Consider the following 24,197-nt stretch of genomic DNA (forward strand, 5'->3'; position numbering starts at 1 on the left):
GCTGTGCCGTCCTAAAACCAGAATTGCTTTGTTGCCATACTTGCTGACGAGTCGACCGTCGCTGGGGGTCAGCTTAAGCCGCAATATCCACCTTTCATGCAAAGATAATTTATATTTGTTTGCATGATGTATTTATCATGGAAACTCCTTTCTATGAAGAAATAGAGAAAAAATCTAAATTTCTATTGATTGCTGTAGCTGATTTCCGTGGGGATTACAGTTCCGCCGTACCATTTTACCAATTATCTTCGCCTGTTGTTATCCATTCGACTACTTCGATAACGACACCATTTGGGTCTGTAACCATAAAAAGTTTTTCGCCCCATTCTTCGGTTTGTAATGGCAATGTGATTGAAACACCTGCTGAACGAAGCCTTTCTTCTTCAGCTTCTAGATTGGTAGTTACAAAAGCAAGGAGTGTTCCTGCTACGGGTATATTCCGCAGAAATTCAGGAAGAACTTCAATGCCTGTTTGCATATAAATGATATTGATACCTGATGTTTCATGAATAAGAGAGGCAAATCCCTCAGCCTCTATTTTCTCTTTAAAACCGAAATGTTTAATTAGAAAGTCGGCAGAAGCTTTAACATTATTTACCGTTAGTGAAACTGATAGTGATAAAATATTCATTGCATCGTTTTTTTAGTTTACGATGCAAATTTCTCTATTTGACAAAAGCTAGAATTGTATCAAAACGACATTCTTAGATTTACTGCCTTATAAGATTGCATTTTGAAAGTATGCTTTTGGATTTGAGCCTGTGAATTCTTTGAAATGTCGGTTAAGGTGTGCTTGGTCATAATAGCCTAAATCAAGTGCTATATCCAATAATTTATGTTCTGATGTATTGATTCTGGCAGAAGCTTTCTCAATAAATCGTTCGAATCTCTTAATTTTCAAATACGTATTTGCCGAAAATCCGGTCAACTCTTTGAAGGTTCTCTCAAACTGTCGTTGAGAAAGAGATGATTGGGCAACTAATTGAGGGATTGATTTAAGATTAGTTTGCTCTAATGATAGGATAAGTTTTTCAATTGCTAAATACTTGAAGTGTAACTCATTTAATCCGTCGTTAAAAAAGTTTGTCGCAACGATTGTTTTCTGCTGAAAGGTTTGAGCTTCGAAAATCTTATCCGAAAGTTCGTTACCGTTGTCCAATAAAGTATTTATCTCAATTCTTTGATGAGTCAGTTCGTTTGCGGGTATTCTAAAAAATTTGACTGCTGCAATTGGTGAGAATGTAATTCCAAAAATGGTTGTCCTTTTTGCAGAAGCGTAATAATGACTGAACGACGTAGTTTGACCATAAAATCCTGCCCGAAAAATTGCTTCTTTTTTTCCATTGTTGTTATGTGAATAAATGCCTTGGTCAAAAAACAGCAATTCTAATTTACTGGTTGCAACAGAATGATAAATATTGGGTCGTTGAGGCAAGTCCAAGTCATCACCCCACCAAAAGTTGTCAATGTATTTTTTTAAGTGGTCTGGCGGTCTTATTATCTGATACATTCAATTTTTTATTGTTGTCGATCTTGTTGGTGTCGGTCTCACAATGACCGCTATCTGCTAAGGCTAAAAGTTGTGCCGAAATAGAAACCACTTCCGCCGTTGTCAGCACTAAAGTAACTAAAAAGCAGAAAACTTCGATATGTTGGAACTCGCAAAGTTTTTGATATATATCAACACGCCATTAGTGACCGTTATTTTTGCCGAATAGACGTCTTTAGCTATTCTTTAGATCGAATCAAGGCGGCATACATCGTTCCGCCGAAGGATGAAGGCCTTTCGCTAACCTTGGTTACCACCCCATATCCCAGGTTATCAAAGTACACTTACCTGTTGACCGAATACAGCCATGGAAGGTTGCAAAAATTATGTAGGCCCTAACCCAGACTGTATTTAGGTTGTTTTTCATGTGAGTACTAAAGGTTTTATATTGTTATCGTGTGAACGTACTTTGACGATTTAAAAATCAAAAAATATGACTAACTTGTTGAATAAATTAAAAAATCGAACATAATGAAAACCTTAAGTGTGACAAACATAGCGCTGAGCCTTGCTGCGGTCTCATTGCTAATTGCTTGCAATCAACCTGAAACAGGAAAAGAGCAAGCAGGTGAAGAGGCTAAAAGAACTGGGCAGGTTCAGGCGGAAGCAAAGTTCGATCCGCTCGATATCGCTGCTATTGAAAATGCCCTGGGAATGAAAGGGACGGAAAATAACGGGGAGTATAAGGTCACGGTTCCTCAGAACGATTTGAAGATTATGGTGGATGGTTTTCAAATCATTCCGCCGATGGGGCTGGGTAGCTGGTTAGCCTTTGCGCCGGCCAAGGAAGGGGCGATGCTAATGGGTGATGTGGTGGTCACCGAGGACGACCTCTGGCCCGTGCAACAGGAAGTGATCCGGCAGGGGCTGACCATCACAGCCATTCACAACCATTTTGTCCGGAACACGCCGAATGTCATGTATATGCACCTCGGAGGAATAGGCGACGAAGCAGAGCTGGCTGCCAAAGCGAAGGCCGTGCTGGACAGAGTTGCAACGGTCCGTGGTGGCAATCCAGCAGATGGTTCCAAGATTGAAGTAGAAAACTCACTGGACACGGCCATGATCGCGCAAACCCTGGGGCATAGCGGATCAACGAGCCAAGGTGTTTACAAAGTAACAATCGGCCGGCCGGATGTGGATCTCCGGGAACATGGAGCTCCTGTAAGCACCTTCTTAGGCTTTAATACCTGGGCTAGCTGGCAAGGAACTCCGGAGAAAGCGGCAGTTGCCGGCGATTTTACGATGCTGGCTGATGAAGTGGCTCCGGTTATTAAAGCGCTGGTTGAAAACGGCATTGAAGTGGTAGCCGTTCATAATCACATGGTGCATGAGCAGCCGCGTATCTTCTTTTTGCATTACTGGGGCGTAGGCCCGGCGGAAAAGCTAGCCAAGGGGCTTAAAGCGGCGCTAGATCAAACCGGGAAGGAGCAAGTAAATCCAGTTCATTAAGCCAGATTGATGATCCAATTCAATGAAATTTTTTTTGATTGTAGGACGGATTGGATATACGGTTCGAATGGTGCCAGCCATTTCGGTCGGATGATGCCAGTTATTTCGGTTCAAATGATGCCATTTTAGGTTGATATTGATGGTTGCCATTACGGTTCGAATGGTGCCACTATCCATCCGGGATGTTCCGTTGAGGAGATTATAGAGCGGAACAATTACGGTTCGTTTTGTGCCACTTTGAGAGATCAGGGATTACCTTGTCGCCTTACGTAAATACAGCGACATGGCCAACATACTTGATCCGATGGACTTGAAACAGAGAATAACCTTTCATCTTGACGGAGCCAGCAATCGGCGGATAGGCTCCGTATTGGGGGTTTCCCGCAATACGGTGAACACCTATATGCAGTTGTTTGCCGCAAGCGGCTATTCGCTTGAAGAGCTCCTGCACTTTGACACAGCTGCATTATCCGAGCTGTTTTCCTCCCATACGACCGTCGACACCCAGCGACATAACGAGCTGATGCTGTATTTCGAGGGGGTCAACAAAGCCCGCAACCATCCCGGGTTTACATTCCTGCCAATCCAGTTTTTGGATATCCGTATCCCAAAAAACAGAGGGGCGGAACCGGGATACGTCGGGCCGGTGCGTAGGTTGTGATTTCTTCCGCTCTTCGCTGGCATCGTGGAGCGCTTGGAGTACTAGGAAAAATCCTTCTTCCTTGCCCAATGCGTCGTCGAGTTTGAGGGCTACCCGCGGGGTCAGGCGGCGTTTCCCCTTGGTAATCTCGCCGATGAGCTGCGGGTACTCCCCCAGTTGCAGCGCAAATTTACCCCTAGCCAACTTGCGCTTCTTCAGTTCTCTGTCGAGGAACAAGCCGGGGTGTATTCCTTTCAATATTGAGATTTCCTTGTCCATCCTGTCATTATTCAAGTTCAGTTAGACAACTATAATCTACAAAATTGAATAATCAAATTTGTTTATTCAGTTGCTTGTTTGGCAAAAAGGTTGGTACAACTACCCTGATTGAGGCTGCAATCAGTGAAATCAAGTGCTTGAATTTGTGCCGTGAAATGTGACAAAGCGGTTCGACAACAGCTCAATTTCCTTCTTTGACATTACTGAAATTTTTATATTTTTATGTCATGGAACAGTTTTCATCCTATATCGAGATCAACCCTAGCATCCGTTTCGGGAAACCGTGTATTAAAGGGTACGCGTATTGCGGTTGTTGATATTCTCCACTGACTGGTCGGGCATGACCAACACTGAAATCCTTGAAGACTACCCACTATTGAAAGAAGAGCACATTCTTAATTTTGAGCAAGATATTTTACATGAACCAAAAGTCGTTTTTGTTTTGTTCTCGCCATAAACTTCGTGTCTTCTTGCGTGACGGTAGACCAGGCGAGATAAGGAGTTAACGGCTGTCCGAAAAAAGGAGGGTCACAGACACGTTAATAGATTATGCGGATAGCTTTTACAGGATCACATAGAGTCGGAAAAACGACTTTGGCTGAAGAAATCGGAAGCAACTTGCCAAACTTCGGCTTTAAGAATGAGCCTTATATTGAACTTGAAGAGGCCGGTTACTTGTTTTCAGAAATCCCAACGTTGGACGATTATATGGAGCAATTCAATTATTCTGTAAAACAACTAAAAGACAGTGAAAACAATGTGGTTTTTGACCGTTGCCCATTAGATATACTGGCTTACATCGAGGCGGTACGCAAGACTGAAAATACACAAACATACTATGATGAAATGACGAACGCAATGTCCCTGATCGACATCATCGTTTTTGTTCCCTTGGAATCACCAGATTTAATAGTATGCCAAGAATCAGATCTGCCAGCGTTACGACGCGAAGTAAACGATATTTTATCAAATTGGATCTGGGATTTGAATAATGAAGTTCTGGAAGTAAAAGGGACTTTAGAACAAAGAAAAAAACAAGTATTAAACAGAATTCATAAAGAAGCATTATAGTTACATCTTCTTCGAGTTGACCCGGCCAACACCCTGCGCCGCTGACCTTCTCCCAATTTCTGCGCCATGCTAAAGTAGAAAATTCGGCTTTCGCAAAGATAATAAACAAAATATTGCTCAACGGCTCGAAAGCGGGTCAATGGAAAGCTTATAACGCTCAAAAAGAGCGCTATTCAGCACGTCCCAAGGATGTAGCCCAAATGCTGCATTTTGACGGAAATGGCGACGCCCAATCCGAAATACACCAATCCCAATGGGTCACTCTACATCGGTGCAGACAGCGAACAAAGTTTCAAATACAAGCTGGCGCGAATATTCCGCAAAAAGGAATTGGAGCGGCGCTTGACGAAGGGGTAAAGAGTAACCTTTCATTCCGTAATTCCGATAACTACTCGTCCCGCAGACTAGCCACTGGATTGGCTGTTGCCGCCCGAATGGCCTGCCAACTCACCGTAGCGCAATCACCAGAGCCGCCAATCCGGCTAAGGCAAACATCCACCATTGGATGCTGGTACGGTACGCAAAATCGGCCAACCATGTGTTCATGGCCCACCAGGCAATTGGGGAGGCGATGATGATGGCAGTCAACACCAATTTGACGAAATCTTTGGAGAGCAAGCTAACAATTCCCGACACAGATGCACCCAGCACTTTGCGGACGTAAAGGTGGCTAACCCGAACAAGCCGAGGCACGAAATCACGATCGTCAGCGCAGCAAAGTACCACGACATGGTGGAAATCGCAGAACCTAAATTATGAAAAAACAAGTTTACTAACTGGTTATATAACAATCACTAAAAAAGTACAGGCTCTAACGCTTAGCGACCCTTTTGCTATTGCAAGTGTTCTTCGATGTGGCCGCTTGGAACGTCTATTCCAAAATAGAATGTCGAGCCCATGCCTTCCTCGCTTTCGACCAGAATACTGCTATTATGGTAGCGCAGGATTTCTGAAACAAGGTAAAGTCCTATACCGAAGCCGGTTGTGTTTTGAATTTTGTCGTTATTTACACGATAGAAACGTTCAAACAATCTTTTTTGATCTGCAGCACTGATCCCTATACCTTCGTCACGCACAGATACTATTACTTTTCCGACTTTTTTTTCGCAGCCAATGGTTATTGTGCTTCCAGCTGAAGAGTACTTGATCGCATTGCTGACCAAATTCATCAGCACCTGCCCTATTTTCTCGCGATCGGCGTATACGGTCGCCGGTTCGCTTTCTATCAACTTGAAAAAGTGTTTTGTGCCTAACAATTTGGCATCATCCACAATTTCGCTCACCAATGCATCTAATTCGAAAACCTCCTTCCGAAGCTCGATCTTCCCATCTTCGATTCTTGCCAAACTGAGAAAGCCCTGAATCATCGAACCCATTTTTTTAGCCTGCGCCTCGATTCTTGACATCGCACGCAAACTGAAATTATCACCAACCTTTTTGGAATGGTTTATCAATATCTGCGCAAACCCGGTGATAGCTGTCAATGGCGTTTTCATTTCGTGGCTGACCACCGCTACAAAATCGTTCTTTCGCCGTTCCTCCTGTTTTTTTCCGGTTATATCCCTGGCTATTTTAGAAATGCCGATGATATGTCCCTTCGCATCCTTAATGGGTGATTGGGTGAGGGACACGTCTAAAAGGTTTCCTGCCTTCGTCAGGCGTTTTGTATCGAAATGCTCCACCTCCAAGCCGTTCCTTAACCGTGAAAGGACATGCGCTTCCTCGTCCTGCCGGTCTTCGGGTATTATTTTCAAAATTGGCTGGCAGATCATTTCTTCAGCAGTATAACCGAACATCCGCTGCGCTGAAGCATTCCAGCTGGTGACAATTCCCTCCAAAGTTACGCTAATTATAGCGTCATTGGAAGTTCTGATAATAGCTGCCAACTGAGCACTTTTTTCTTCTGCCTGTTTAATGTCGGTAATATCCAGCATCGTGCCGGTGAACCGCGTTGAATCCTTTTTGGCGTCCACATAAACAGCGCCCTGTACCCTTACCCAGCATAGCCTATGGTCATTAAACCGGTGGATTTTAAATATTATATCGAACAGGCCGTCGCTGCCCAGTTCGGTCGAGAGTTTTACCTCCTGGTTTACCTGTCGCCGGTCATCCGGATGGATGAGATCTGAGAGCTTTTCAAAAGAAACCGGTTCTTCCGAAGTGAAGCCGCATATCCTTTTACATTCCTCTGATAAGTAGATATTCGCTGTTTGGGTGTCCCAGTCCCACGCACCAAGATTGGTGGACGTTATGGCCATCCTTAACCTTGCTTCGCTTTGTTCCAGTTGAAGCAGTAAGCTATTCCTTCTCTTCTCCTCTTCGACGATTGTTGTGACGTCCTTGGTAAAGCATCTTGTGTGTACGAATTTACCGTCCTTCCTCAGGACATTGGAGCTGATCAATACGTGCCTGATCGATCCATCTTTGCATTTGAGCCTGGCCGGATAATTATGGAGCGTTTCATTATCGGACAAGCGGGTCAGGATATCCTGTATAGTCTCCGGATCTGCATGAAAATTACTGATGGGCAATCCGACATACTCTTCTTTTGTGTAGCCAAGCACATCCAGCTCGGCTTGGTTGGCCCAAATAATGAGACCTTTTCCATCCACCCAGTGAAGCGGTATGGAGGCATTTTCGAAAAAGTCGACCAACTCCTCGTTTCGGAGTTTAAGCGCTGCGTTGTTCTTTTCCAGCCGGGCAAGCTTTTCATAAAGTTCATTTATACCTTCCATAGTCGCGTCACAATACTGCCTTGATTATTCCAGAATTTTATGCCAAGATAGCAATTCTATAGAAGCTGATACCCATAAGTTTTTTGACCGGCGCAGTTGTATCTATTACATATTTAAGATTTTAAGTTGAACGTAAAGGATAATGATTCTACCAATGATGTGAAGATTGGTGCTTGCCTCGCGCCCGATCAACTGGACATGATAGCCCAAAAGGAATCTTCCCATAACAAGGCTGGCATACGTGCGCGATACTTCGCGTTCTGCTGCTATACGGGGCTGTCATACGCTGATGTGCGGAAACTGCAAAGACGGACATCGGCTGGTGAAAAAGTTCCGGCTCAACCGTTGTCAAGCTTCCCTTGTTATCGATCAAAAGATAAAACGGTCCTTCCCGCAACACGACACCTGGCGCATGGGGATTCTCCCCCAGCCTAATCACTTGGCCATTGACGAGCTTGACCATGGCTATTGTAAATAACGCAAACGTTATGGTTTTGGTGATACGGTTCATATGCCTCTTTCTTTTAGCTATGACGGAAATAAATGAACGGCGTTTAATGCCCATGATGTTTTTCCCATAGCTGGTGCAATTGTACTGCTAATCTCAGTGTACTAAACACGCTATGTAGGGCAAAAACAAAGCTTCGAAACGGGGAGAATCGGGGCTTGTTACTAACCAATTATAAACCTAAACTATGAAAAGACAATTTTTATTAACTGACTATATAACGCATTCCGGCCCCACTTTGTTGCAACGGGATTGTTAAGACATGTCAAAAAGACAATGGGGTGATAAAAAGAGAAACCCGCCACCTGAAAGATAACGGGAATCCGCCCCAATGGGATTAGGGGCTATCAACCTCATATTTTCGAACCATGATAAATTTTGGGTAAATTCGAGGAATCAATAGAGCCGGGGCAGCAACCTGTAGTCAATCATTGCACGTGCATTGACGATGCTGGGGTTTAGGAAAGCCTGTTCCGGTTTCTTTCTGGCGAGCCGCAATAGTACTTAGTGATGTCCGCGGTTGCCGGACAATCCCGGATAAGACAATGAGAAATGGCGATTACAGGAAGAACTATTGCTTTTAACAGCTAGATTAATGTCAAAGTATTCAGTAGGGCTGGATGTATCGGCCAAAGAGATCCATTGCTGCATTTCCTTCATCGATGCAATGCAAAATGTTACGGTCAAGGCGACCCGTAAGGTGTCAAATACAGCCAAAGGCTTCAGAGAACTAGATACCTGGATGAGCCGCCACCACAAACAGAAAGACAGCCCCCTTGTGGTGTGCATGGAGGCAACCGGCATTTATTTTGAGAACTGTGCGTTGTTCCTTCATAAAGCCGGTTACACCGTATCGGTGATCCTCCCCAACAAGGCCAAGAAATACCTCCAGGCTTCAGGGCTCAAATCCAAGAATGACCGTACCGACGCACGTGGACTCGCCCAGATGGGCGCAGAGAAGCGCCTGGATAGCTGGTCGCCAATGGGAGTTTTTTTTTACCAGCTCCGTCAGCTCACAAGGCACCATGAGGATCTCCAGGTAATGAAAAGCATGGCCGGTAACCGGTTACATGCGACCACAAAGGGCATGTACTCCAACAAAAAAGTGGTCAGCCAGCTCAAAAAGCAGATCAGATAATGGGCCGGAATTCATGTCTGCAGCGATGATGGAGTGGTGTTGCGAACACAGCATAGAATGGGAGTTTATTCAGCCCGGGAAACCCACGCAGAACAGTCTGATCGAACGTTTCAATAGGACTTTCCGGCAAGATGTGCTGGATAGTTATATGTTCGATAACTTGTCGGCGATCCGGAAATATGCGAATGCCTGGGCCTGGATGTACAACAACGAAAGACCGCATTCGGCATTAGGAAACCTGACGCCGATAGAATTCCTGTTGAAATATGGAAAACTCCCAACACTCAATGGCCGACGCCAGTTTCCCACATTACAACAGGACAACAACAACAACAAATCTGATTGGAATTTTTTAGTTTTGGATGTAGCTAGCTGAGGGAGCATTCCACCCCCATTTCCGTTTCTATTCCTCACCTTTTTCGGTTCCGCTATCCGGCAGCTCCATATGGATAATCGGAAAAGGCTTGCCGGTAGCATCCAGTTCGGATCGGCCGATTGACTTAAACCCTATCCGCTCGTAGAACTGGATTGCTGCAGGGTTCTGCTCGTTTACATCCACAAACAGCGGCTTCCCTTTCAGTTTCACGGCCTTTGATATCAAGAAAGCCCCCAAGCCGCGACCGGCGTTGTCAGGGAGGATGAATAGCATCTCCACTTTGTTCTCAGCAAGGCCCATAAAACCCATAGTTTTACCATCGAGGTTGCGGATGCCGTAAACCTCCAGCGAAGGGATGTATTCGTCGCGTACTAGGGGAAGGAAATACCGGATATCGCCCTCCGACAGGAAATGGTGTGTGGCCCGGACAGACGCCTCCCAGATTTCCACCAGTCGGCTCACATCGGCAGGCTGCGCAGTGAAAATTTCGTGGCGCTCAAAATAATTTTCTTGCGTATCGATAGATTCGCACATCAACTCACCCTTGCCCCGCAGCAATTTCGCCAATGCCCGCTCCAAATCCATTGCAGCGAACGATCCGGGCTCCAGCGTCTGTTTCATTTCTAAATATAACGGCAATGCCAGGCGCGGTTTACTAAAGTAGCCAGCGCTGACCTTAGCCTTCAAAAAAGACAAGACCTCGCTTTTGATTTTATAGCGTTCTCCCTTCACGGACGTCTTTTGCCAGATAACCCTTTTACCATCGCCGCCTCCTTCCGGATAAACGATATGGCTATAGGTCACTGTTTTGCTTTTCTCATCCTCGTCCACCGTGCGTATAGCGTGGTGCAACTGAATCATTTCTCCAGGCGCTACATCGAGCGGTATGATTTGGCGGTGTGGTTTGCCAAAGATGGGAGCGAGGGGATCCGCTTGGTCGGTTTTCAGCTTCTGCTTTTTTCGAGGATCTATCAACTCAAAGAAGTATTTGTTGCGCTTGCCTAGCAAGAAGGAAAATTCCTCGTCGTCCATGCCTGTTTCTTCCAACAGCAGTAATACGTTGCACACCAGCTCATAGTCCATCCGTGAAATATTCACGTATGAACTCGCTGGTTTGCGTACGCTGCTTTTTACGATGGTGACAATCATTCAGGTCCTTGTAAAGCAAAAGACACGCTCTGGGACGCTGTTCAGATGGGTAGCGCGGCGTGTACTGTTGATGCAAAGTTATGATATTTTTTTAACGGCATTGTTTTAAAGCACCTGCGGCTTAATCTCAAACAAGTAAGGCCACATTTTCCCGGTTACATAGAGCGTGCTGTCCTGCTTGTTGTAAGCAATGCCGTTCAGCTCGTTATTTTCCGGCTTGTGATCATATATCCCAATCAGATTTATCTTTGATTCAACGACGCCATTTAGTGGATTGATTACCACGATATAATCTTCTTGGTAAATATTTGCATAGACCTTTCCGTTGATATATTCGAGCTCATTCAATTGGGTTATGGGCCCCTTATCGTCAAATACCGGGATGGTATGCGTTACACGGAACGTTTTGGGGTCAATAAAGTACAATACATTTGAACCATCCGTTTTGATCAGTTTCGTGCCGTCATACGTTAGTCCCCAGCCTTCGCGCGGCTGATCATAATTGAAGGTCTTAATCAGCCCGAACGAATGCTTGTCAAATACGAAGCAGGTGTTTTCCCGATAGGTCAATACATAGATACTATCCCCCACAAAAGTCATCCCTTCGCCGAAATAACTATCGCCTATTTTTTTTGACCGGGTGACTTTCCCCGATTTCAAATCAACCGTCCGCAGTGTTGAAGCCCCCTTGATACCGGTCGTCTCATAGAGTATTCCATCCTCAATTTGCAAACCTTGCGTGTACGCGGTGGAATCGTGCGGAAATTTGTTGACAACATCATACCGGAACTGCTTTGCTGGCGGGGGCACAATGGTAAACGTAGCGAAAACCCGCAATCTTTTGCCGGCGTTGAGGAATACGAGGGCGGAGGTGGTGTGTTGCCCCATCTTTAGTTCATCTGGATTGACAACCAACCCATCAGCTCCATTTTTAACGTTGAAAATCTCGTTGTCGATGTAATACTGAATCGAATCGATATTTGTGGGCAATCCTTCGATCGTCAGGTCTATCGACTCACCTAGTAAGATTCTCTTGCCTTCCTCCACATCTCTAAAATGTAGCTCTGGAGATCCTGTGCATGACAGTAAGAAAATAGCTAATGAGAAACACAAGATTTTTATTTTCATTACTTTCTTGATTGGAATGTGTTTTCCTGATCGCCGGATACCTCGACTCGGTTTTCGCTTACAAGTTCCGCCAATATCCCCTTCAAAGCCTTCTCTTCTTCCTTGCCATCGATATACAAGTGTTTCGCTGTGTCACTTAGCGACTTCGGCTCATTGAAAAATCCATTGTCAATCATGCCGTTTAACACCAGCCGCATATCATCCGGATTAGATAAACTCAACACTTTCTTCTGGACCTTAGTGCCATCGCCGATAGGCCAGTCGTCGGGAGGCAGAAGGTCTTCGACGGTCCAGTTGAGGGCAGCAGCCAAGCCGGGGTATTCATGGGTAGGGTATTGGCCTTTTAACTGTTCTTTTTCTATGTTGAAGATATAGGCATCATCGTGTTTCAAGAAATTTGAAAGTCTTGAAGCCGGAATACCTAAAATCAGCCGTCGAAGCTTCACTCGGTTTATTATGAATAGCGATAAAGGCGTTATGGTAATCATAATGCATGATACTTAACAGCACATCCATACACTAAAATGTTATTTCGAGGAAAGTTTGCGTTTTTGTAAAATACTATCTATATTAGCTCCGTCAAAAGACATATAAGTAGTTGTATGTCTTAAAATTATTTTGGTGTTTGACACTGAAACTTGCCATCGAAAACCTAGGAAATTTTCAATAGAGCAAGTTCAGGAGTCCAATGCCCAATCACTACCTTTGCGGGTAGCGATGGGCTGGCTCTTGTTCTCTCTATGCGGCTTCCTAGGGCCTTCGGTGGGGGACAAGGTAAGCGGCCCATCGCTATTCGATATAGGCCACCACCTTTCCTGACATAGATTCATCGGTCAACGCCAGTATAAACTGAGCAATACGACCGATGAAAAGACCACATTACTTAACCACCAGCCACCGTCTCCAAGGGAGTACGGAATCCGCCATTGTTTCCGTTGCATGGTCGATTACAACCGCAAACCTGCAAAAAAACGTGATTCGCAAACCTGCTTGATCAAAGTGAAAATCAGCGATTAGTTATCCCGGTTTTTCACTTAAATCAAGCAATTACATGAAGCTAAATTTACGCACAGGGGAGGAGTATGTACTTTCCAAACATAAACTTAAATACACTTATATACAATATTTCAGCCTCCTGGCTGTAGCAACGATCATGTGTTTGGAAGCCCGCGCCCAGCAGCAGGAGCGTCTTGCCATTTCCGGCAGGGTGATCTCCGCTGCTGATGGCCGGGCAATAACGGGTGCCACCGTTACCAACAGACGGACGGGCATCCACACCGCCACGGATAGGCTGGGGGAGTACCGCATCTCCGCACAGGTCAATGACATTCTGATCTTTTCCTTTGTCGGCTACCAGGAATACGAGGAGCCGATAAATGGCCGGTCGTCCATCGATGTTTCGATGGAAACAGCGGATAATACGCTGGACGAAACCGTGGTCATCGCCTATGGCACCACCAGCCGGCGGCTCAATACAGGCAGTGTGGGCCGGGTTACCGCCCAGACGATTGCAAAACAGCCCGTGGGCAATCCGTTGCTCGCCTTGGCGGGCCGGGTTCCGGGGTTGGAAATCAACCAGACCAGCGGTGTGCCAGGAAGCACGGTAAACGTGCGCATCCGCGGCCGCAACTCCATCCAGCAGGGCAATGAGCCGATGTACATCATCGATGGAGTGCCGTGGCTGAGCAGCAGCCTCACACAATTCCAGACGCGCGGGGCAGCGGGCGATATCAGTCCGTTCAACAGCATCAATCCGGCGGATATCGAAAGCATCGAGGTGCTCAAAGATGCCGATGCCACGGCGATTTATGGCAGCCGCGGGGCCAACGGCGTGATCCTCATTACCACCAGGCGCGGCAAAGCCGGCAGGACGGGCGTGGACGTAAATCTCTATTCCGGCTTCGGCAGGGTAACTCGCACCATGGAGCTGATGAACACCCAGCAATACCTCCAGATGCGGCGCGAGGCCTTCCGTAACGACGGCGCGGAGCCGACAGCGACCAACGCACCCGATTTGCTGCTTTGGGATACCACGCGCTACGTGGATTGGAAAAAACTGATGATCGGTAACACCGCTAAGGTAAGTGACGTGCAGGTGGCCTTATCGGGTGGGAGCGAGGGTACGCAGTTCCGCCTTGCGGGTTCCTACAGACGTGAAACCACGGTGTTCCCCGGTGATGACCAAGCGGATAAACGGGGCTCCGCTCAGCTCAACGTAACGCACCGATCTGCCGATAACCGGCTGCATGCCAACGTAAGCGTGGGGTACAGCCACAATGCCAATGACCTTGCGATGAACGATCGCACGGCCGCAATCTACACACCGCCCAATCAATTGGCGTTCACCGAATCGGGTGATCTGGCCTGGGAGGAAAACGGATCGGTGCTCAGCAGTCCGCTGGCGCAATTGTACCGGACAAACCTATCGACTACAGACAACCTCATCACCAACATGATATTATCATACCGGTTGGTAAAGAATCTTTCGGTCAGGGTTCAGGGTGGGTTTACGCAAACGACGATGGATGGCGAAAGGATCCAGCCTAAGGCAACATTTGCGCCGACCTATGCCGGTTCGGGGCTTGCCGATTTCAGCACCAGCCGGAACAACTCGTGGATTTTGGAGCCGCAGATCGCGTACGAAGCGCCGTTGGCAAATGCGTCGCAACTCCGCATACTTGCCGGAGCTACCTGGCAGGCTACGACGGCCAACGCTTCCGCCGTACAGGCCAGCAATTATTCCAACGAGGCGCTATTGGGTTCCATCAGCGGGGCTGCAACACTGATCAACAGCGCGTCCCATAACGAATACCGTTACCAATCCCTTTTTGGCCGGGTCAATTACGAATTGGCCGGGCGCTATATCGTGAATCTGACGGCGAGGCGCGATGGTTCATCCCGCTTTGGAAGCGGTAGGCGATATGCCAACTTCGGCGCGGTCGGTGCAGCGTGGATATTCTCCAAAGAAAGCTGGCTGAAGGGCATTGACGGGGTTTTGAGTTTTGGTAAGCTGCGTGCCAGCTATGGGATCACCGGTAATGACAATATCGGCAATTACCAATACCTGGACACGTATGGCACCGCCAATCCGTACCAGGGAATCGCGGGTCTTTATCCCAACCGGTTGTTCAATGCGGATTATGCGTGGGAAACCAACCGAAAGCTGGAAGCGGCGCTTGACCTGGGTGTCTTGAACGATCGGATCCTCTTTTCGGCTGCGTGGTTCCGCAACCGCAGCGGCAACCAGCTGCTGCAAGATGCGTTACCTACGCAGGTGGGGTTTGCAACCATCACACGCAATCTGCCCGCGCTGGTGCAGAACGCCGGATGGGAGTTTGAGCTGAACGCTGTGCCCGTTCAGCGCCGTGATTTTTCGTGGACCACCGATCTCAATGTGACATTTGCCCGCAACAAACTGCTGGAATATCCCGGCTTGGAAACGTCGAACAACGCATCGCGGTACAAGGTGGGAGAGCCGTTGGATAACGTGCTCCTTTGGCGGTACACGGGCATTGATCCGGAAACGGGGCTGTATACGGTGGATATGGAAATGGGGCAGAGCATCTTTTACGATGAGACGCCACGGTTTTACGGGGGGTGGAACCACACGCTCCGGTATAAGGGTTTTGAGGCAAGCGTGTTTTTCCAGTTCGTGAAGCAGGAAAAAATGAATGCAATAGCGACGCTGATCAACCCGCCGGGATACCGGTACAATGCACCTGTACTGGCGCAGGACCGGTGGCAGGGCGGTGAGGGCTTGTCCGCTTACCAACGGTACACGCAAAACAACGATGGCCGTACACCATTCAATCGGTTCCGTTCGTCTACGGGCGCTTATTCGGATGCTTCGTTCATCCGGCTCAAAAACCTGTCATTGGGCTACCAGCTCACCGGGCTGGCCCTGGGTAGCCTGCAAGTGAGCCGATGCCGCATTTACGTGCAGGGCCAAAACCTGTTCACCTTTACGTCTTACGTGGGCAACGATCCGGAAACGGGCAATTTAAACGTCTTGCCTCCATTACGCATGCTCACCATGGGGCTACAAATAACGCTATAAACCCTACGCTCATGAAAAAAGCAATTTATTTCTATATGCTCGCGCTGGTCGCTTTGTGGCTGCCGGCGGGCTGTGATTTTCTTGAAATCCCGGCACCCAAAGACCAGTTGGTGCGGAGCAATGTGTATACGTCAGACCAGAGTGCGACCGCCGTGGTATCGGGCATTTACAACGGCCTGATCGATGCCAGCGGCCAATTGGGCAATCTGGGCATTGCTGCGGAACTATGTGCCGATCAGTTGGTGTATGCTGGCAACGACAATGGGTTAATGCAGTTCTTTGAGAACAGCATCGACGAAACCAATGGCTACATACATAACCTATGGACTGCCTTTTATCGCAACATTTACCGCTGCAATGCCGTATTGGAGGGATTGGCAGACGCCGGGGAAATATCCCCGCCGCTGCAAAGCCGATTGGTGGGCGAGGTGCTGGCCATCCGTGCGTTTTGTTATTTCTACCTCACTAACCTGTGGGGCGATGTTCCGCTGGTCACGCATACGGACTACCGCACCAATCAGCGCGTGGGGCGCACCCCCGCAGCCACGGTCCGGGAGGCTATCCTTGCCGACCTGCTGAAAGCGGATGAATTGCTTTCGGGCGACTATCCCTCTGCCAATCGGGCACGGATCAACCGCAGTGCGGTGCAGGGATTACTGGCACGGGTTTATTGGGTTTCGAGCGACTGGCAGCGGGCCGAAGCGGCCGCTTCAGCCGTTATTGATGATCCGGCCTACGTGCTGGAGGCACCGGCGGCAACGTTCTCGTTGGGCAGCCGCGAAACCATCTGGCAGCTCCTTCCATACAACTTTCCGGCACAGGCACCTACTTATATTCCCGGACGGCAAGATATCATTCCGACGTTCTACCTGGCGCCGGACGGGGTTGGTGCATTTCCTGCCGGCGATGAGCGGCGGCGGGAATGGATGGCGGCCAACGTGGTGGGCGAGGTGGAATATACCTACCCCCATAAGTATAAAGTCGCATCCGGCAACAACCCGGTTACGGAGGGATTGGTGGTGCTTCGGTTGGCGGAGCCGTACCTAATCCGCGCGGAGGCACGGGCCATGCTTGGCGATGACGAGGGCGCTTTGGCCGACTTGAATGCGGTAAGGCAGCGTGCCGGACTGGATGGGCTTGATGTGCAGGAAGAAGCGCTCCTGCAGGCCATCGCTGCCGAACGGCGTTCGGAATTTTTTACGGAGTGGGGGCTGCGCTGGCTGGACCTAAAGCGTTCGGGAACGATTGATGAGGTGCTGACTGCCGTGAAACCGGGTTGGCAACCCACGGATGCCTGGTGGCCGTTGCCGTTGAATGAGCGGCAGCGGAATCCGGAGTTGGTGCCGCAGAACGACGGCTATTAAACGAAAGGAAATGATCGGACTTAACATACACACCATGCTTAAACAGGTAATTATCGTACTAGCCGTACTGGCTACGTTTCTAACCAAGGCGCTCGGCCAACAGACGCCGGACGCCAAACCCTATACGGTAGGGGATACCTTGCCGGACCTCCCTTTGGGAAGCTACCTGATGAACTTCGGGAATCCGCAGGCTACATTGAACGACTTCCGCGGAAAATACGTGATCTTGGATTTTTGGGAAACCTTCTGCCAGCCCTGTATCAATGCTTTACCGAAGGTGCAGGCTTTGCAGGATCGTTACGGCGATGAGATGCAGTTCATTGCGGTCACTTCGGATACCGAAAAAAACGTCAGAAGGTTGCTGAGCCGGTCGGAGGTAATCAAGGATGCGGGCATTGCAATACCGTTTGCTGTTCAGGATAGCGTGTTGCGCAAGGCGTTCCCGCACCGCATCATCCCTCATGTGATTGTGATAAGCCCCGAAGGTGTGGTTCAGGGAATTACCCACGGTGAAGAGATTACCGACGCTAATATGGCCGCCATGCTGTCCGGCAGTAAGACGGATTGGCTGGTGAAGGACGACGGAATCGCCAAGCAGCCGGATCCGGGTAACGACCCCGACCGCGGGGTAGATAGCATGCTGCTCTGGTCTGCCCAATTAAAAAAGGGTGCGCAGGGCAGGGCGCGGATTACCAGGTATGAGCAAGATCGATCCATCCACACGATCAACTTGGAGGTTTCCCCGTTAAACATGTTCTATAAGGTGTTTTCGTTATTTACGGTCGGCGTGATGGGCAATATTAACCCGCAGCGCCTCCAGGTTGATATAAAAGACCCCGCAACGCGGATGCGGTACGCGAATAAGGATTTGCCGATCCCGTTCCTGCCCAACAGTTTTCCGTACCTGCATTATGCCAACCGGATGGAATATGAGGCAGAGAATCTCTTTTCCTACAATGCGTCGTTTCCGCCGGCAACCCCGGACAGCCTGATCCTGACTTATGTTTTTCAGGACCTCAACAAAGCATGGCCGATCAAAGGGGAGATCGTAAGCGAAACCAAGCGCTGCTACCTCATCAGAGCGGATAAAGAGGCACCAACGTTATTAGAAAGTAAGGGTGGAGAGCCAATTGCGCCGTTCAACCACACGACCGTTCAGATTAGAAACCAAGCTATTTCCGAGTTTGTCAAAGTACTGGCGTGGTTTGCCGACGGGCCACCGATTTTTGATGAAAGCGGAATCGAAGGTCCGATTGATATTGAAATTGATTTTTCCCAATCCGAATTGCGTAATCCGAGGCGTGGCCTGATTGTAAACAACCCCCTGGATATGGTGGTGCTGGAAAAAGAGTTGAAGCGGTATGGACTTTACCTGGTGGAGGAAGAACGAGAGGTGCCCGTGCTGCGCGTTTATGACGAGGTGCCGGGCAATGAAAAGACCGCAAGCCTACCACTGAAATAAAATGCATACAAGCGCCCGTTGATGACCTGCATATCCCGGATCAGCTTGCCGTCGTCAACGGGCAAATAAAAACTGCCCAAATAGTTGCCAGTCCCTACATCGTAGCGATCCACCGGGATGTTTTTCATGTAGGTTTGGTAGGTTTCATTGTCTGCCCGGAGGTTCGAACAGACATACAGGATTCCCTCGTGGATGCAAGCTGTTTTATTAATAATCCAACGGGGCTTGGTAGGATCCAGCCGGAGCTTCGGGGCTACGGTATCCAGTGTGGTAAACGTATGCTTAGCTTGGAGCAGGGTGTCGAACACGCTGACCCGGTTGTTGTAATAATGCACATAAGATAAGAGGCCGGATGGGCGATCGTAGATCAACTGGCCGTCCGTGCTGAGACCGCCGTCAAGGCTGGGGAGCGAGATGTTATCTTCCCATAGCGTGTTTCCTGCTGCCGAAATTTTGCCGAACAACAGAGAAGAACGTGCGGTATCATATCCCCTTACAATGGCGACGTCAGGGCGCATGGCGGCAATGACACTGCAAAAGAAACCCATGTGGATCGTGTTTTCAAGCCGGGCGTTAATCGGATCAAGCGCATACAACGCGGTCCGGCTGAAATCATAAAGGTATAAATATCATCCTCCAATCGCGTGGCGAACGTATGGATTGTGCTCAATGCGTGTTGCATGATGGGTGAAGCAGTGGTTGGTATAGATCGGACCGCACCGGTAGCTTTGGAAATGCTGATTAGTTGATCGGCGCGGTCGGTCGACAGGAGAATCTCTCCTTGTCGCGTACCGATGATACCTCGTACGTCACGCCCGAGATCGAATTCCTTGAGTAAATGGGGTGGCTCCCGTACGAAGCGCCGGGTGAATCCATTGTCGGTTCTGTTAGGCAGTTCTGCCCGATAAAAGATAAAAAGAATGGGTATGATGGAGATTGCCATCACCAACAAGATCTTAATGAAAATCTTCATAGCTCGGTTTTGTAAAAGGGGCTGCAGTGATCGTGCAGCCCCTTGCCGTTACTTAGAACTTGTTGGAACCGCCGTCCCAGAAAATCTGGTCCTCCGGATTGGGCGGATTGATTGCGACAGCACATAGTTGTCCGTCACCGGGGCAAACCGTCGATTTCAATTGTTCCCTGGTGCCTGCCATTTGCGGATCAGAAGGCCCTCCATCCTCTTGAGGTATGGTTTGATAGGTGGTGTCTAGCACCGTTACCTGTTTTTGGGGATCTTCTTTCACTTCGACACCCGATTGATTGGAACCGAGGAGGACATAGACCGTTGCAGCCAATACCAACGTTCCGAGTTTGCTTGCTGTTTTTAATTTATTTGCCGTTGTCATAATGCGTATTGTTAGATGATTACTTGATTTTTATATTGTAGCGGAAAGATCAATTCCATTGCCTTCCGACGGTTGCAAGTAACCGGTCAAGGGGGGCGGTTCCAAATGAGTGATTGTTTCGTTTTCATGGCTTATTGTTTTTGTGTGTGGGTTGTCCTTCGCGTAAGGCGGTAGCGGTAATTGCTAATGCCAGAAACAGAAAATTGAAAGCCAAATGCTGTTCCCATGTAAGACTTTCCAGCGCCGCTGAGCAAAGGCAGGGCGTATAATAGCTGTAATTGAGTAACAGGTAGATATAGCCGGTAAATAAGCTCATCAGAAAGACAGATGCATATAGCCCCCATAATTGCGGGGTACCGCCGTAAATTAAGAGGAAAACCACGATGGCCTCCACAATCGGCGTGCCCCACGCCACCCAGCCCTGGTAGTCCATCAAAAATGGCGATTTGCCCAGCTCGGTGTAAAAACGTTCAAACTGCACGGCTTTATCGATAGCCGTCAAACCGAATAACAGCATGAGCAAAACGGAAATGATTTCGACGGTAAGGGTACGGCGATCCGGTTTATGTTTCCAACGCGCCATATCATCGGTCAATATATCGGATTTCATAAGTGCCATAAACCGAAGGTAGGCAGCAAAGCACGCAAGTGGTTAGCAACGAGTTGTCAGTTTTTTTGGCAGGTAGTTGACAACGCTCGACGGTTAATCGACGTTACATTCGCCGACCTGGCTGCTTTTATTCGACGTCATGTTTTTAACGGTTCTTGAATACCAATACCGACTCATGTGATTGTGCATGGCGCAGACCTCGGCGGTAGTGCGATGGGGCAAGGTAGGATGCTGCGCTAAAAACGCCCGTATGCGGGCGTCAGCCGGCAACGTATTGCGTAGATTGTATTCCAATAAATACCGGGTATTTTGGCTCCTGAGCAGCTGGAGTTTGGCGTTAAGTTCTTGGTGCCATTCTTCCAATGCCCGGAGGCTCGCGAATGATAAGCTGAGCACCGTAGAAGGTTCCAATGCCCGGATATAGTCGGTGCGGGCTTCGCCGCGATAGTAGCTTTCCGGCGCGAAGATCGGATCGTTCCGGTAATACACATGCCGGCCCCATAACTTGTCGGTAAACCCACAGCGATAGTAGCTATCCACCAGCCCCTGCAAGACCAGCATAAACTGGCCTTCTTCGGCTGCCCCCGGCTCTTCCAGCAATTGGTATTGGGTGGTATGATAGATCTTAACCCGTGGCAGCAGCTCTTCGGTAACCTGCGCTCGGCGTGGTTCGGGCAGATCGAATAGCGGCAACAACGTGTCACGGATAGCGGTGTACAGTTCGGATGCGGAGTTCGTGTTCATAAGCCGGTCTGTTACTAAGTGGTATGTGTTTGGTTTTCAAGTTGGTAATATTTTTTGGTTTTCGATTCAAGGTTCGTTGTAAGGCACCTTGCCCGCGGATGAAAGTGCATTTGCCTCCGGTGAATCTGCACTTGGTATGTAATTACCGGGCTAACCAGCAATTGACCGGTGCTAAGTTGCCTTTCGTCGTTGTTTTATCTCATTTAGCCATTTTTCTTGCACTTTGGTCGCCGTGATATCATAAAAACTTCACTGGCCAATATCGAAGTCGGAAATGTCCGGTCCGGGTCCGGGCAACATGGTTTTACGGTTCAAAATTCAATTTCGATGGATCACACAATGTTAGTAGCGTTACTCGATACGCTGATGAATAGTCCGCTCACGATGGAAGAACTGATGGATACGTACACGCTTTTTCCGAAAGAACGCAAGTGCTACCGTTCTATCTGAGTGGCTAGCGGAGGTGGGCAAAAGCCCGCCTCCCTACCTTCCGTGATCATTGAAACCTGGACGTACCCAAATGAACAACAATGATAGACGATAACCAATTGCGCGCATTTGCGTTTTTTAGTGCAAATGTGCAAAAGCTGATACCCGAGATTCCTTACGAACGCCACGGTGAGCTGTTTGAAGAAGCCGTGCACTTCGCACGGCTGGTCGCCGACGATCAGCTACACACGCAGTGGCTGGAAGCAGAGGCATGTACGCTTGGTTCACCGGTTGATTGTACCCGGCCCGGCGTTATTGCTACCTACCACACCGGTCAGTACCGCTTGCTGCCCATGTGGCTCGTGCAACAGGGTATATCGCTTACGTTGGTGGTATCCGCAGATGTGATGAAAAGCCAGCGAGAAACGTACGATACGTGGTACCGATCGCTCGGTGCACAGAAGGGCGATTTTACGATGCTCGTAGCCGAAGATCCCCTGGTGATCCGCAAGATGATCCGTGCCCTGTATGAGGGACATTTTTTACTGGTATACGTAGACGGCAACATGGGCAGTGGCAGCGCCGGAAGCAGATCGGAACTGATCGTGGATTTTTTGGCGCACAAAATCCGTGTGCGTACGGGCGTTGCCGATGTGGCAAGGCTGGCCGGTGTGCCGATATATCCGATATGCGCCTTATTCGGCAGGGCTCAGCGGCCCCGATTCGATGTTTTACCCCATATCGATCCGATCGGACCGAGCGAAGACCGTACGGCGTGGATCACCGCAACGATGCAGTTGATTTACCGGCGACTTGCAGATGTGGTGCGGAACGATCCGATGCAATGGGAGGGATGGTTTTACGTGCATGGCGATATGGTGAATGAGGAAACCGTGCAAATCAATGAACTGTTTCGTTTTTATTTGCCGTTTAGGCTGCGCGAACATTATTTCTTGCTTCATAAAGATTCGTACCGGGCATACCGCCTGCCAGCGCAACTGTATGAGCGGCTTCGCCAAATCGTTTTAAAATAATTTTACTACCTTAGCTAATCACCAAACTTACATACATAAACCGTTATGAAATTAGCTAACCTGCCTAATTGGCCGAAACGACTTAAAGCGATTTTCTTTGTGGCTTGCTGGGCGATTTTTTCCGGTTATTACTTCCTGAAAAACCAATTCGGGTATCCGCCCATGTACTGGCTGGAACTGGTTGCCACGCTGCCCGTTTTTGTGCTGATTGCCCACGGCGTATTTTTTTCACTGAATCGCATCTTTGTGCAACGCCACGCAGTAAGCGGTGTACTAACACTGGCGGTAGGCTATGTGATGGTCTTTTTTCTGGCGTATGGATTGGTAAACTGGGTAAATCCATATCTGCCCGAACCGTTTAACGATGGCAAGCCGATTGCAGCCACGAACCCTTATTTTTTGCAGACTATTTTCACAGCGCTGATTAATTTCAGCGTGGTGGCGATCGTTTTTTTCTTGATATACCGCATCGTGGAATATGCCAATGCACGCCGATTGGAGGCAGAAGCAAAAGTAGCCGCATTGGAAAAGGCGCTGGCAGCCGAATACGAAAAGCAGCAATACGAATACCTTGCATTGGCCGGTGAAGTTTCCCCGCACTTCTACGCCAATATGGTCCTTACCTGGAAGGGACAGCTGGGCGGCCAATTCCGCCAGATAGGGGAATCCATGGAAAAGACGCATGACATGCTGATGTACCACGTGGAAGCACGGGAGCCGGGCAGGGAGGTAGTACCCCTGCAACGGGAAATTGACTACATGCTTCTGTACCTGGAACTGATGAATAAGCCGGATTTTCCCGTTTTTGTCAGCTACGAGCTGACCGATCGTACGAACGGCTTAACGATACCGCCCACCACGCTGATATCCTTCGTCAACAATGCCGTCAAACACGGTGTGGCCAATGATCCTGCGCAGCCGATACGCATTCAATTGAGCTTCGTAGACGACGTGATGCGGTTTTCGTGCCGCAACCGGATAAAAGCAGTGCCCGATCAAAAATCGCACGGCGTCGGCCTGGCTAACGTAAGGCGCCGGTTGGAAATCCAATACGAAGGTGCATATCTGCTGGAAACCCGCAGGGAGGGAGGAGAGTATTGCGTTGAATTAACCATTAACTATTAAA

Annotated in this window: 24 protein-coding genes; 11 read left to right on the plus strand and 13 right to left on the minus strand. The window is 48.6% G+C overall.

Features of this window, described 5'->3' with window-relative positions; all coding sequences use genetic code 11:
* Window positions 1-235: 235 nt before the first annotated feature.
* A complete protein-coding gene (locus ACFQRK_RS09500; RefSeq protein ID WP_379005928.1) occupies window positions 236-631 on the minus strand; it encodes a VOC family protein in 396 nt (131 codons plus the stop codon).
* Between the two features lie 87 nt (window positions 632-718).
* Window positions 719-1,510 (minus strand): DUF6597 domain-containing transcriptional factor, encoded by a 792-nt coding sequence (locus ACFQRK_RS09505; RefSeq protein ID WP_379005929.1) that lies wholly within the window; start codon window positions 1,508-1,510, stop codon window positions 719-721.
* 510 nt (window positions 1,511-2,020) lie between these two features.
* On the opposite strand from ACFQRK_RS09505, the gene ACFQRK_RS09510 reads away from it, so the two are divergent.
* On the plus strand, window positions 2,021-3,001 hold the full coding sequence (locus ACFQRK_RS09510) for a DUF1259 domain-containing protein (RefSeq protein WP_379005930.1): 981 nt from the start codon (window positions 2,021-2,023) through the stop codon (window positions 2,999-3,001).
* A gap of 466 nt (window positions 3,002-3,467) precedes the next feature.
* On the opposite strand, the gene ACFQRK_RS09515 is transcribed toward ACFQRK_RS09510, so the two are convergent.
* Window positions 3,468-3,920, minus strand: coding sequence for a transcriptional regulator (locus tag ACFQRK_RS09515; protein WP_379005931.1), 453 nt, complete (start codon window positions 3,918-3,920; stop codon window positions 3,468-3,470).
* 549 nt (window positions 3,921-4,469) lie between these two features.
* Here ACFQRK_RS09515 and ACFQRK_RS09520 point away from each other — a divergent pair.
* A complete protein-coding gene (locus tag ACFQRK_RS09520) occupies window positions 4,470-4,991 on the plus strand; it encodes an AAA family ATPase (protein WP_379005933.1) in 522 nt (173 codons plus the stop codon).
* 210 nt (window positions 4,992-5,201) lie between these two features.
* Window positions 5,202-5,348 carry a hypothetical protein gene (locus ACFQRK_RS09525; protein WP_379005935.1) on the plus strand — a complete coding sequence of 49 codons (147 nt, stop codon included), beginning with the start codon at window positions 5,202-5,204 and terminating at the stop codon, window positions 5,346-5,348.
* A 90-nt stretch (window positions 5,349-5,438) separates the two neighbouring features.
* Here ACFQRK_RS09525 and ACFQRK_RS09530 read toward each other — a convergent pair whose 3' ends face one another.
* Both ACFQRK_RS09530 and ACFQRK_RS09535 read right to left on the minus strand, forming a co-directional pair.
* Window positions 5,439-5,684, minus strand: coding sequence for an ABC transporter permease (locus ACFQRK_RS09530; RefSeq protein WP_379005936.1), 246 nt, complete (start codon window positions 5,682-5,684; stop codon window positions 5,439-5,441).
* Between the two features lie 140 nt (window positions 5,685-5,824).
* Window positions 5,825-7,726, minus strand: coding sequence for a PAS domain S-box protein (locus tag ACFQRK_RS09535; protein ID WP_379005938.1), 1,902 nt, complete (start codon window positions 7,724-7,726; stop codon window positions 5,825-5,827).
* 1,103 nt (window positions 7,727-8,829) lie between these two features.
* On the opposite strand from ACFQRK_RS09535, the gene ACFQRK_RS09540 reads away from it, so the two are divergent.
* Window positions 8,830-9,372, plus strand: coding sequence for a transposase (locus tag ACFQRK_RS09540; protein ID WP_379005940.1), 543 nt, complete (start codon window positions 8,830-8,832; stop codon window positions 9,370-9,372).
* Window positions 9,373-9,385: 13 nt separating this feature from the next.
* A complete protein-coding gene (locus tag ACFQRK_RS09545; RefSeq protein WP_379005941.1) occupies window positions 9,386-9,748 on the plus strand; it encodes a transposase in 363 nt (120 codons plus the stop codon).
* Window positions 9,749-9,775: 27 nt separating this feature from the next.
* Here the strand turns inward: ACFQRK_RS09545 and ACFQRK_RS09550 are convergent, their stop codons facing one another.
* The 3 genes from ACFQRK_RS09550 to ACFQRK_RS09560 all read right to left on the minus strand — a co-directional run bounded on the left by ACFQRK_RS09550 (window position 9,776) and on the right by ACFQRK_RS09560 (window position 12,417).
* A complete protein-coding gene (locus ACFQRK_RS09550) occupies window positions 9,776-10,897 on the minus strand; it encodes a GNAT family N-acetyltransferase (protein WP_379005943.1) in 1,122 nt (373 codons plus the stop codon).
* Window positions 10,898-11,002: 105 nt separating this feature from the next.
* Window positions 11,003-12,025, minus strand: a complete 1,023-nt coding sequence (locus ACFQRK_RS09555) for a glutaminyl-peptide cyclotransferase (protein WP_379005944.1) — start codon at window positions 12,023-12,025, stop codon at window positions 11,003-11,005.
* Window positions 12,025-12,417: a hypothetical protein gene (locus ACFQRK_RS09560; protein WP_379005946.1), complete on the minus strand. Its 393-nt coding sequence runs from the start codon at window positions 12,415-12,417 to the stop codon at window positions 12,025-12,027. Before ACFQRK_RS09560 ends, ACFQRK_RS09555 begins: the two co-directional genes overlap by 1 nt.
* Before the next feature lie 659 nt (window positions 12,418-13,076).
* Here ACFQRK_RS09560 and ACFQRK_RS09565 point away from each other — a divergent pair.
* Genes ACFQRK_RS09565 through ACFQRK_RS09575 form a run of 3 tightly spaced genes read left to right on the plus strand, consistent with a single transcriptional unit; the run spans window position 13,077 to window position 18,908 of the window.
* Window positions 13,077-16,082, plus strand: coding sequence for a SusC/RagA family TonB-linked outer membrane protein (locus tag ACFQRK_RS09565; RefSeq protein WP_379005948.1), 3,006 nt, complete (start codon window positions 13,077-13,079; stop codon window positions 16,080-16,082).
* A gap of 11 nt (window positions 16,083-16,093) precedes the next feature.
* On the plus strand, window positions 16,094-17,446 hold the full coding sequence (locus tag ACFQRK_RS09570) for a RagB/SusD family nutrient uptake outer membrane protein (protein WP_379005950.1): 1,353 nt from the start codon (window positions 16,094-16,096) through the stop codon (window positions 17,444-17,446).
* A gap of 10 nt (window positions 17,447-17,456) precedes the next feature.
* A complete protein-coding gene (locus ACFQRK_RS09575) occupies window positions 17,457-18,908 on the plus strand; it encodes a TlpA family protein disulfide reductase (protein ID WP_379005951.1) in 1,452 nt (483 codons plus the stop codon).
* Here ACFQRK_RS09575 and ACFQRK_RS09580 read toward each other — a convergent pair.
* From ACFQRK_RS09580 to ACFQRK_RS09600, 5 genes are all read right to left on the minus strand, one after another.
* A complete protein-coding gene (locus ACFQRK_RS09580; RefSeq protein ID WP_379005952.1) occupies window positions 18,857-19,456 on the minus strand; it encodes a hypothetical protein in 600 nt (199 codons plus the stop codon). The two genes, ACFQRK_RS09575 and ACFQRK_RS09580, sit on opposite strands and share 52 nt — an antisense overlap.
* Window positions 19,402-19,881: a hypothetical protein gene (locus ACFQRK_RS09585; RefSeq protein ID WP_379005953.1), complete on the minus strand. Its 480-nt coding sequence runs from the start codon at window positions 19,879-19,881 to the stop codon at window positions 19,402-19,404. The genes ACFQRK_RS09580 and ACFQRK_RS09585 overlap by 55 nt, the downstream gene beginning before the upstream one ends.
* Window positions 19,882-19,933: 52 nt before the next feature.
* Complete coding sequence (locus tag ACFQRK_RS09590; RefSeq protein WP_379005955.1) at window positions 19,934-20,254, minus strand: hypothetical protein; 321 nt, start codon at window positions 20,252-20,254, stop codon at window positions 19,934-19,936.
* 124 nt (window positions 20,255-20,378) lie between these two features.
* Entirely contained in the window at window positions 20,379-20,873 is a 495-nt protein-coding gene (locus ACFQRK_RS09595; RefSeq protein ID WP_379005957.1) for a MauE/DoxX family redox-associated membrane protein, read from the minus strand.
* An 84-nt stretch (window positions 20,874-20,957) separates the two neighbouring features.
* Entirely contained in the window at window positions 20,958-21,608 is a 651-nt protein-coding gene (locus ACFQRK_RS09600) for a hypothetical protein (protein WP_379005959.1), read from the minus strand.
* Window positions 21,609-21,935: 327 nt separating this feature from the next.
* Here ACFQRK_RS09600 and ACFQRK_RS09605 point away from each other — a divergent pair, with 327 nt between their 5' ends.
* The 3 genes from ACFQRK_RS09605 to ACFQRK_RS09615 all read left to right on the plus strand — a co-directional run bounded on the left by ACFQRK_RS09605 (window position 21,936) and on the right by ACFQRK_RS09615 (window position 24,196).
* Window positions 21,936-22,058 (plus strand): hypothetical protein, encoded by a 123-nt coding sequence (locus ACFQRK_RS09605; protein ID WP_379005961.1) that lies wholly within the window; start codon window positions 21,936-21,938, stop codon window positions 22,056-22,058.
* An 80-nt stretch (window positions 22,059-22,138) separates the two neighbouring features.
* On the plus strand, window positions 22,139-23,071 hold the full coding sequence (locus tag ACFQRK_RS09610) for a hypothetical protein (RefSeq protein WP_379005962.1): 933 nt from the start codon (window positions 22,139-22,141) through the stop codon (window positions 23,069-23,071).
* A gap of 45 nt (window positions 23,072-23,116) precedes the next feature.
* Window positions 23,117-24,196, plus strand: a complete 1,080-nt coding sequence (locus ACFQRK_RS09615) for a hypothetical protein (protein ID WP_379005964.1) — start codon at window positions 23,117-23,119, stop codon at window positions 24,194-24,196.
* The last annotated feature ends 1 nt before the right edge of the window (window position 24,197 follow it).

This window comes from Parapedobacter sp. GCM10030251, assembly GCF_042666505.1.
GTDB lineage: Bacteria > Bacteroidota > Bacteroidia > Sphingobacteriales > Sphingobacteriaceae > Parapedobacter.

Excerpts from the sequence above, each read along its gene's own strand:
- ACFQRK_RS09575 (WP_379005951.1), top strand. The coding sequence starts at position 17,457 with ATGATCGGACTTAACATACACACCATGCTTAAACAGGTAATTATCGTA.
- ACFQRK_RS09550 (WP_379005943.1), bottom strand. The coding sequence starts at position 10,897 with ATGATTGTCACCATCGTAAAAAGCAGCGTACGCAAACCAGCGAGTTCA.
- ACFQRK_RS09615 (WP_379005964.1), top strand. The coding sequence starts at position 23,117 with ATGAAATTAGCTAACCTGCCTAATTGGCCGAAACGACTTAAAGCGATT.
- ACFQRK_RS09500 (WP_379005928.1), bottom strand. The coding sequence starts at position 631 with ATGAATATTTTATCACTATCAGTTTCACTAACGGTAAATAATGTTAAA.
- ACFQRK_RS09565 (WP_379005948.1), top strand. The coding sequence starts at position 13,077 with ATGAAGCTAAATTTACGCACAGGGGAGGAGTATGTACTTTCCAAACAT.
- ACFQRK_RS09590 (WP_379005955.1), bottom strand. The coding sequence starts at position 20,254 with ATGACAACGGCAAATAAATTAAAAACAGCAAGCAAACTCGGAACGTTG.
- ACFQRK_RS09555 (WP_379005944.1), bottom strand. The coding sequence starts at position 12,025 with ATGAAAATAAAAATCTTGTGTTTCTCATTAGCTATTTTCTTACTGTCA.
- ACFQRK_RS09585 (WP_379005953.1), bottom strand. The coding sequence starts at position 19,881 with ATGAAGATTTTCATTAAGATCTTGTTGGTGATGGCAATCTCCATCATA.
- ACFQRK_RS09510 (WP_379005930.1), top strand. The coding sequence starts at position 2,021 with ATGAAAACCTTAAGTGTGACAAACATAGCGCTGAGCCTTGCTGCGGTC.
- ACFQRK_RS09605 (WP_379005961.1), top strand. The coding sequence starts at position 21,936 with ATGGATCACACAATGTTAGTAGCGTTACTCGATACGCTGATGAATAGT.
- ACFQRK_RS09520 (WP_379005933.1), top strand. The coding sequence starts at position 4,470 with ATGCGGATAGCTTTTACAGGATCACATAGAGTCGGAAAAACGACTTTG.
- ACFQRK_RS09505 (WP_379005929.1), bottom strand. The coding sequence starts at position 1,510 with ATGTATCAGATAATAAGACCGCCAGACCACTTAAAAAAATACATTGAC.
- ACFQRK_RS09540 (WP_379005940.1), top strand. The coding sequence starts at position 8,830 with ATGTCAAAGTATTCAGTAGGGCTGGATGTATCGGCCAAAGAGATCCAT.
- ACFQRK_RS09580 (WP_379005952.1), bottom strand. The coding sequence starts at position 19,456 with ATGGGTTTCTTTTGCAGTGTCATTGCCGCCATGCGCCCTGACGTCGCC.
- ACFQRK_RS09535 (WP_379005938.1), bottom strand. The coding sequence starts at position 7,726 with ATGGAAGGTATAAATGAACTTTATGAAAAGCTTGCCCGGCTGGAAAAG.
- ACFQRK_RS09595 (WP_379005957.1), bottom strand. The coding sequence starts at position 20,873 with ATGGCACTTATGAAATCCGATATATTGACCGATGATATGGCGCGTTGG.
- ACFQRK_RS09570 (WP_379005950.1), top strand. The coding sequence starts at position 16,094 with ATGAAAAAAGCAATTTATTTCTATATGCTCGCGCTGGTCGCTTTGTGG.
- ACFQRK_RS09600 (WP_379005959.1), bottom strand. The coding sequence starts at position 21,608 with ATGAACACGAACTCCGCATCCGAACTGTACACCGCTATCCGTGACACG.
- ACFQRK_RS09545 (WP_379005941.1), top strand. The coding sequence starts at position 9,386 with ATGTCTGCAGCGATGATGGAGTGGTGTTGCGAACACAGCATAGAATGG.
- ACFQRK_RS09610 (WP_379005962.1), top strand. The coding sequence starts at position 22,139 with ATGATAGACGATAACCAATTGCGCGCATTTGCGTTTTTTAGTGCAAAT.
- ACFQRK_RS09515 (WP_379005931.1), bottom strand. The coding sequence starts at position 3,920 with ATGGACAAGGAAATCTCAATATTGAAAGGAATACACCCCGGCTTGTTC.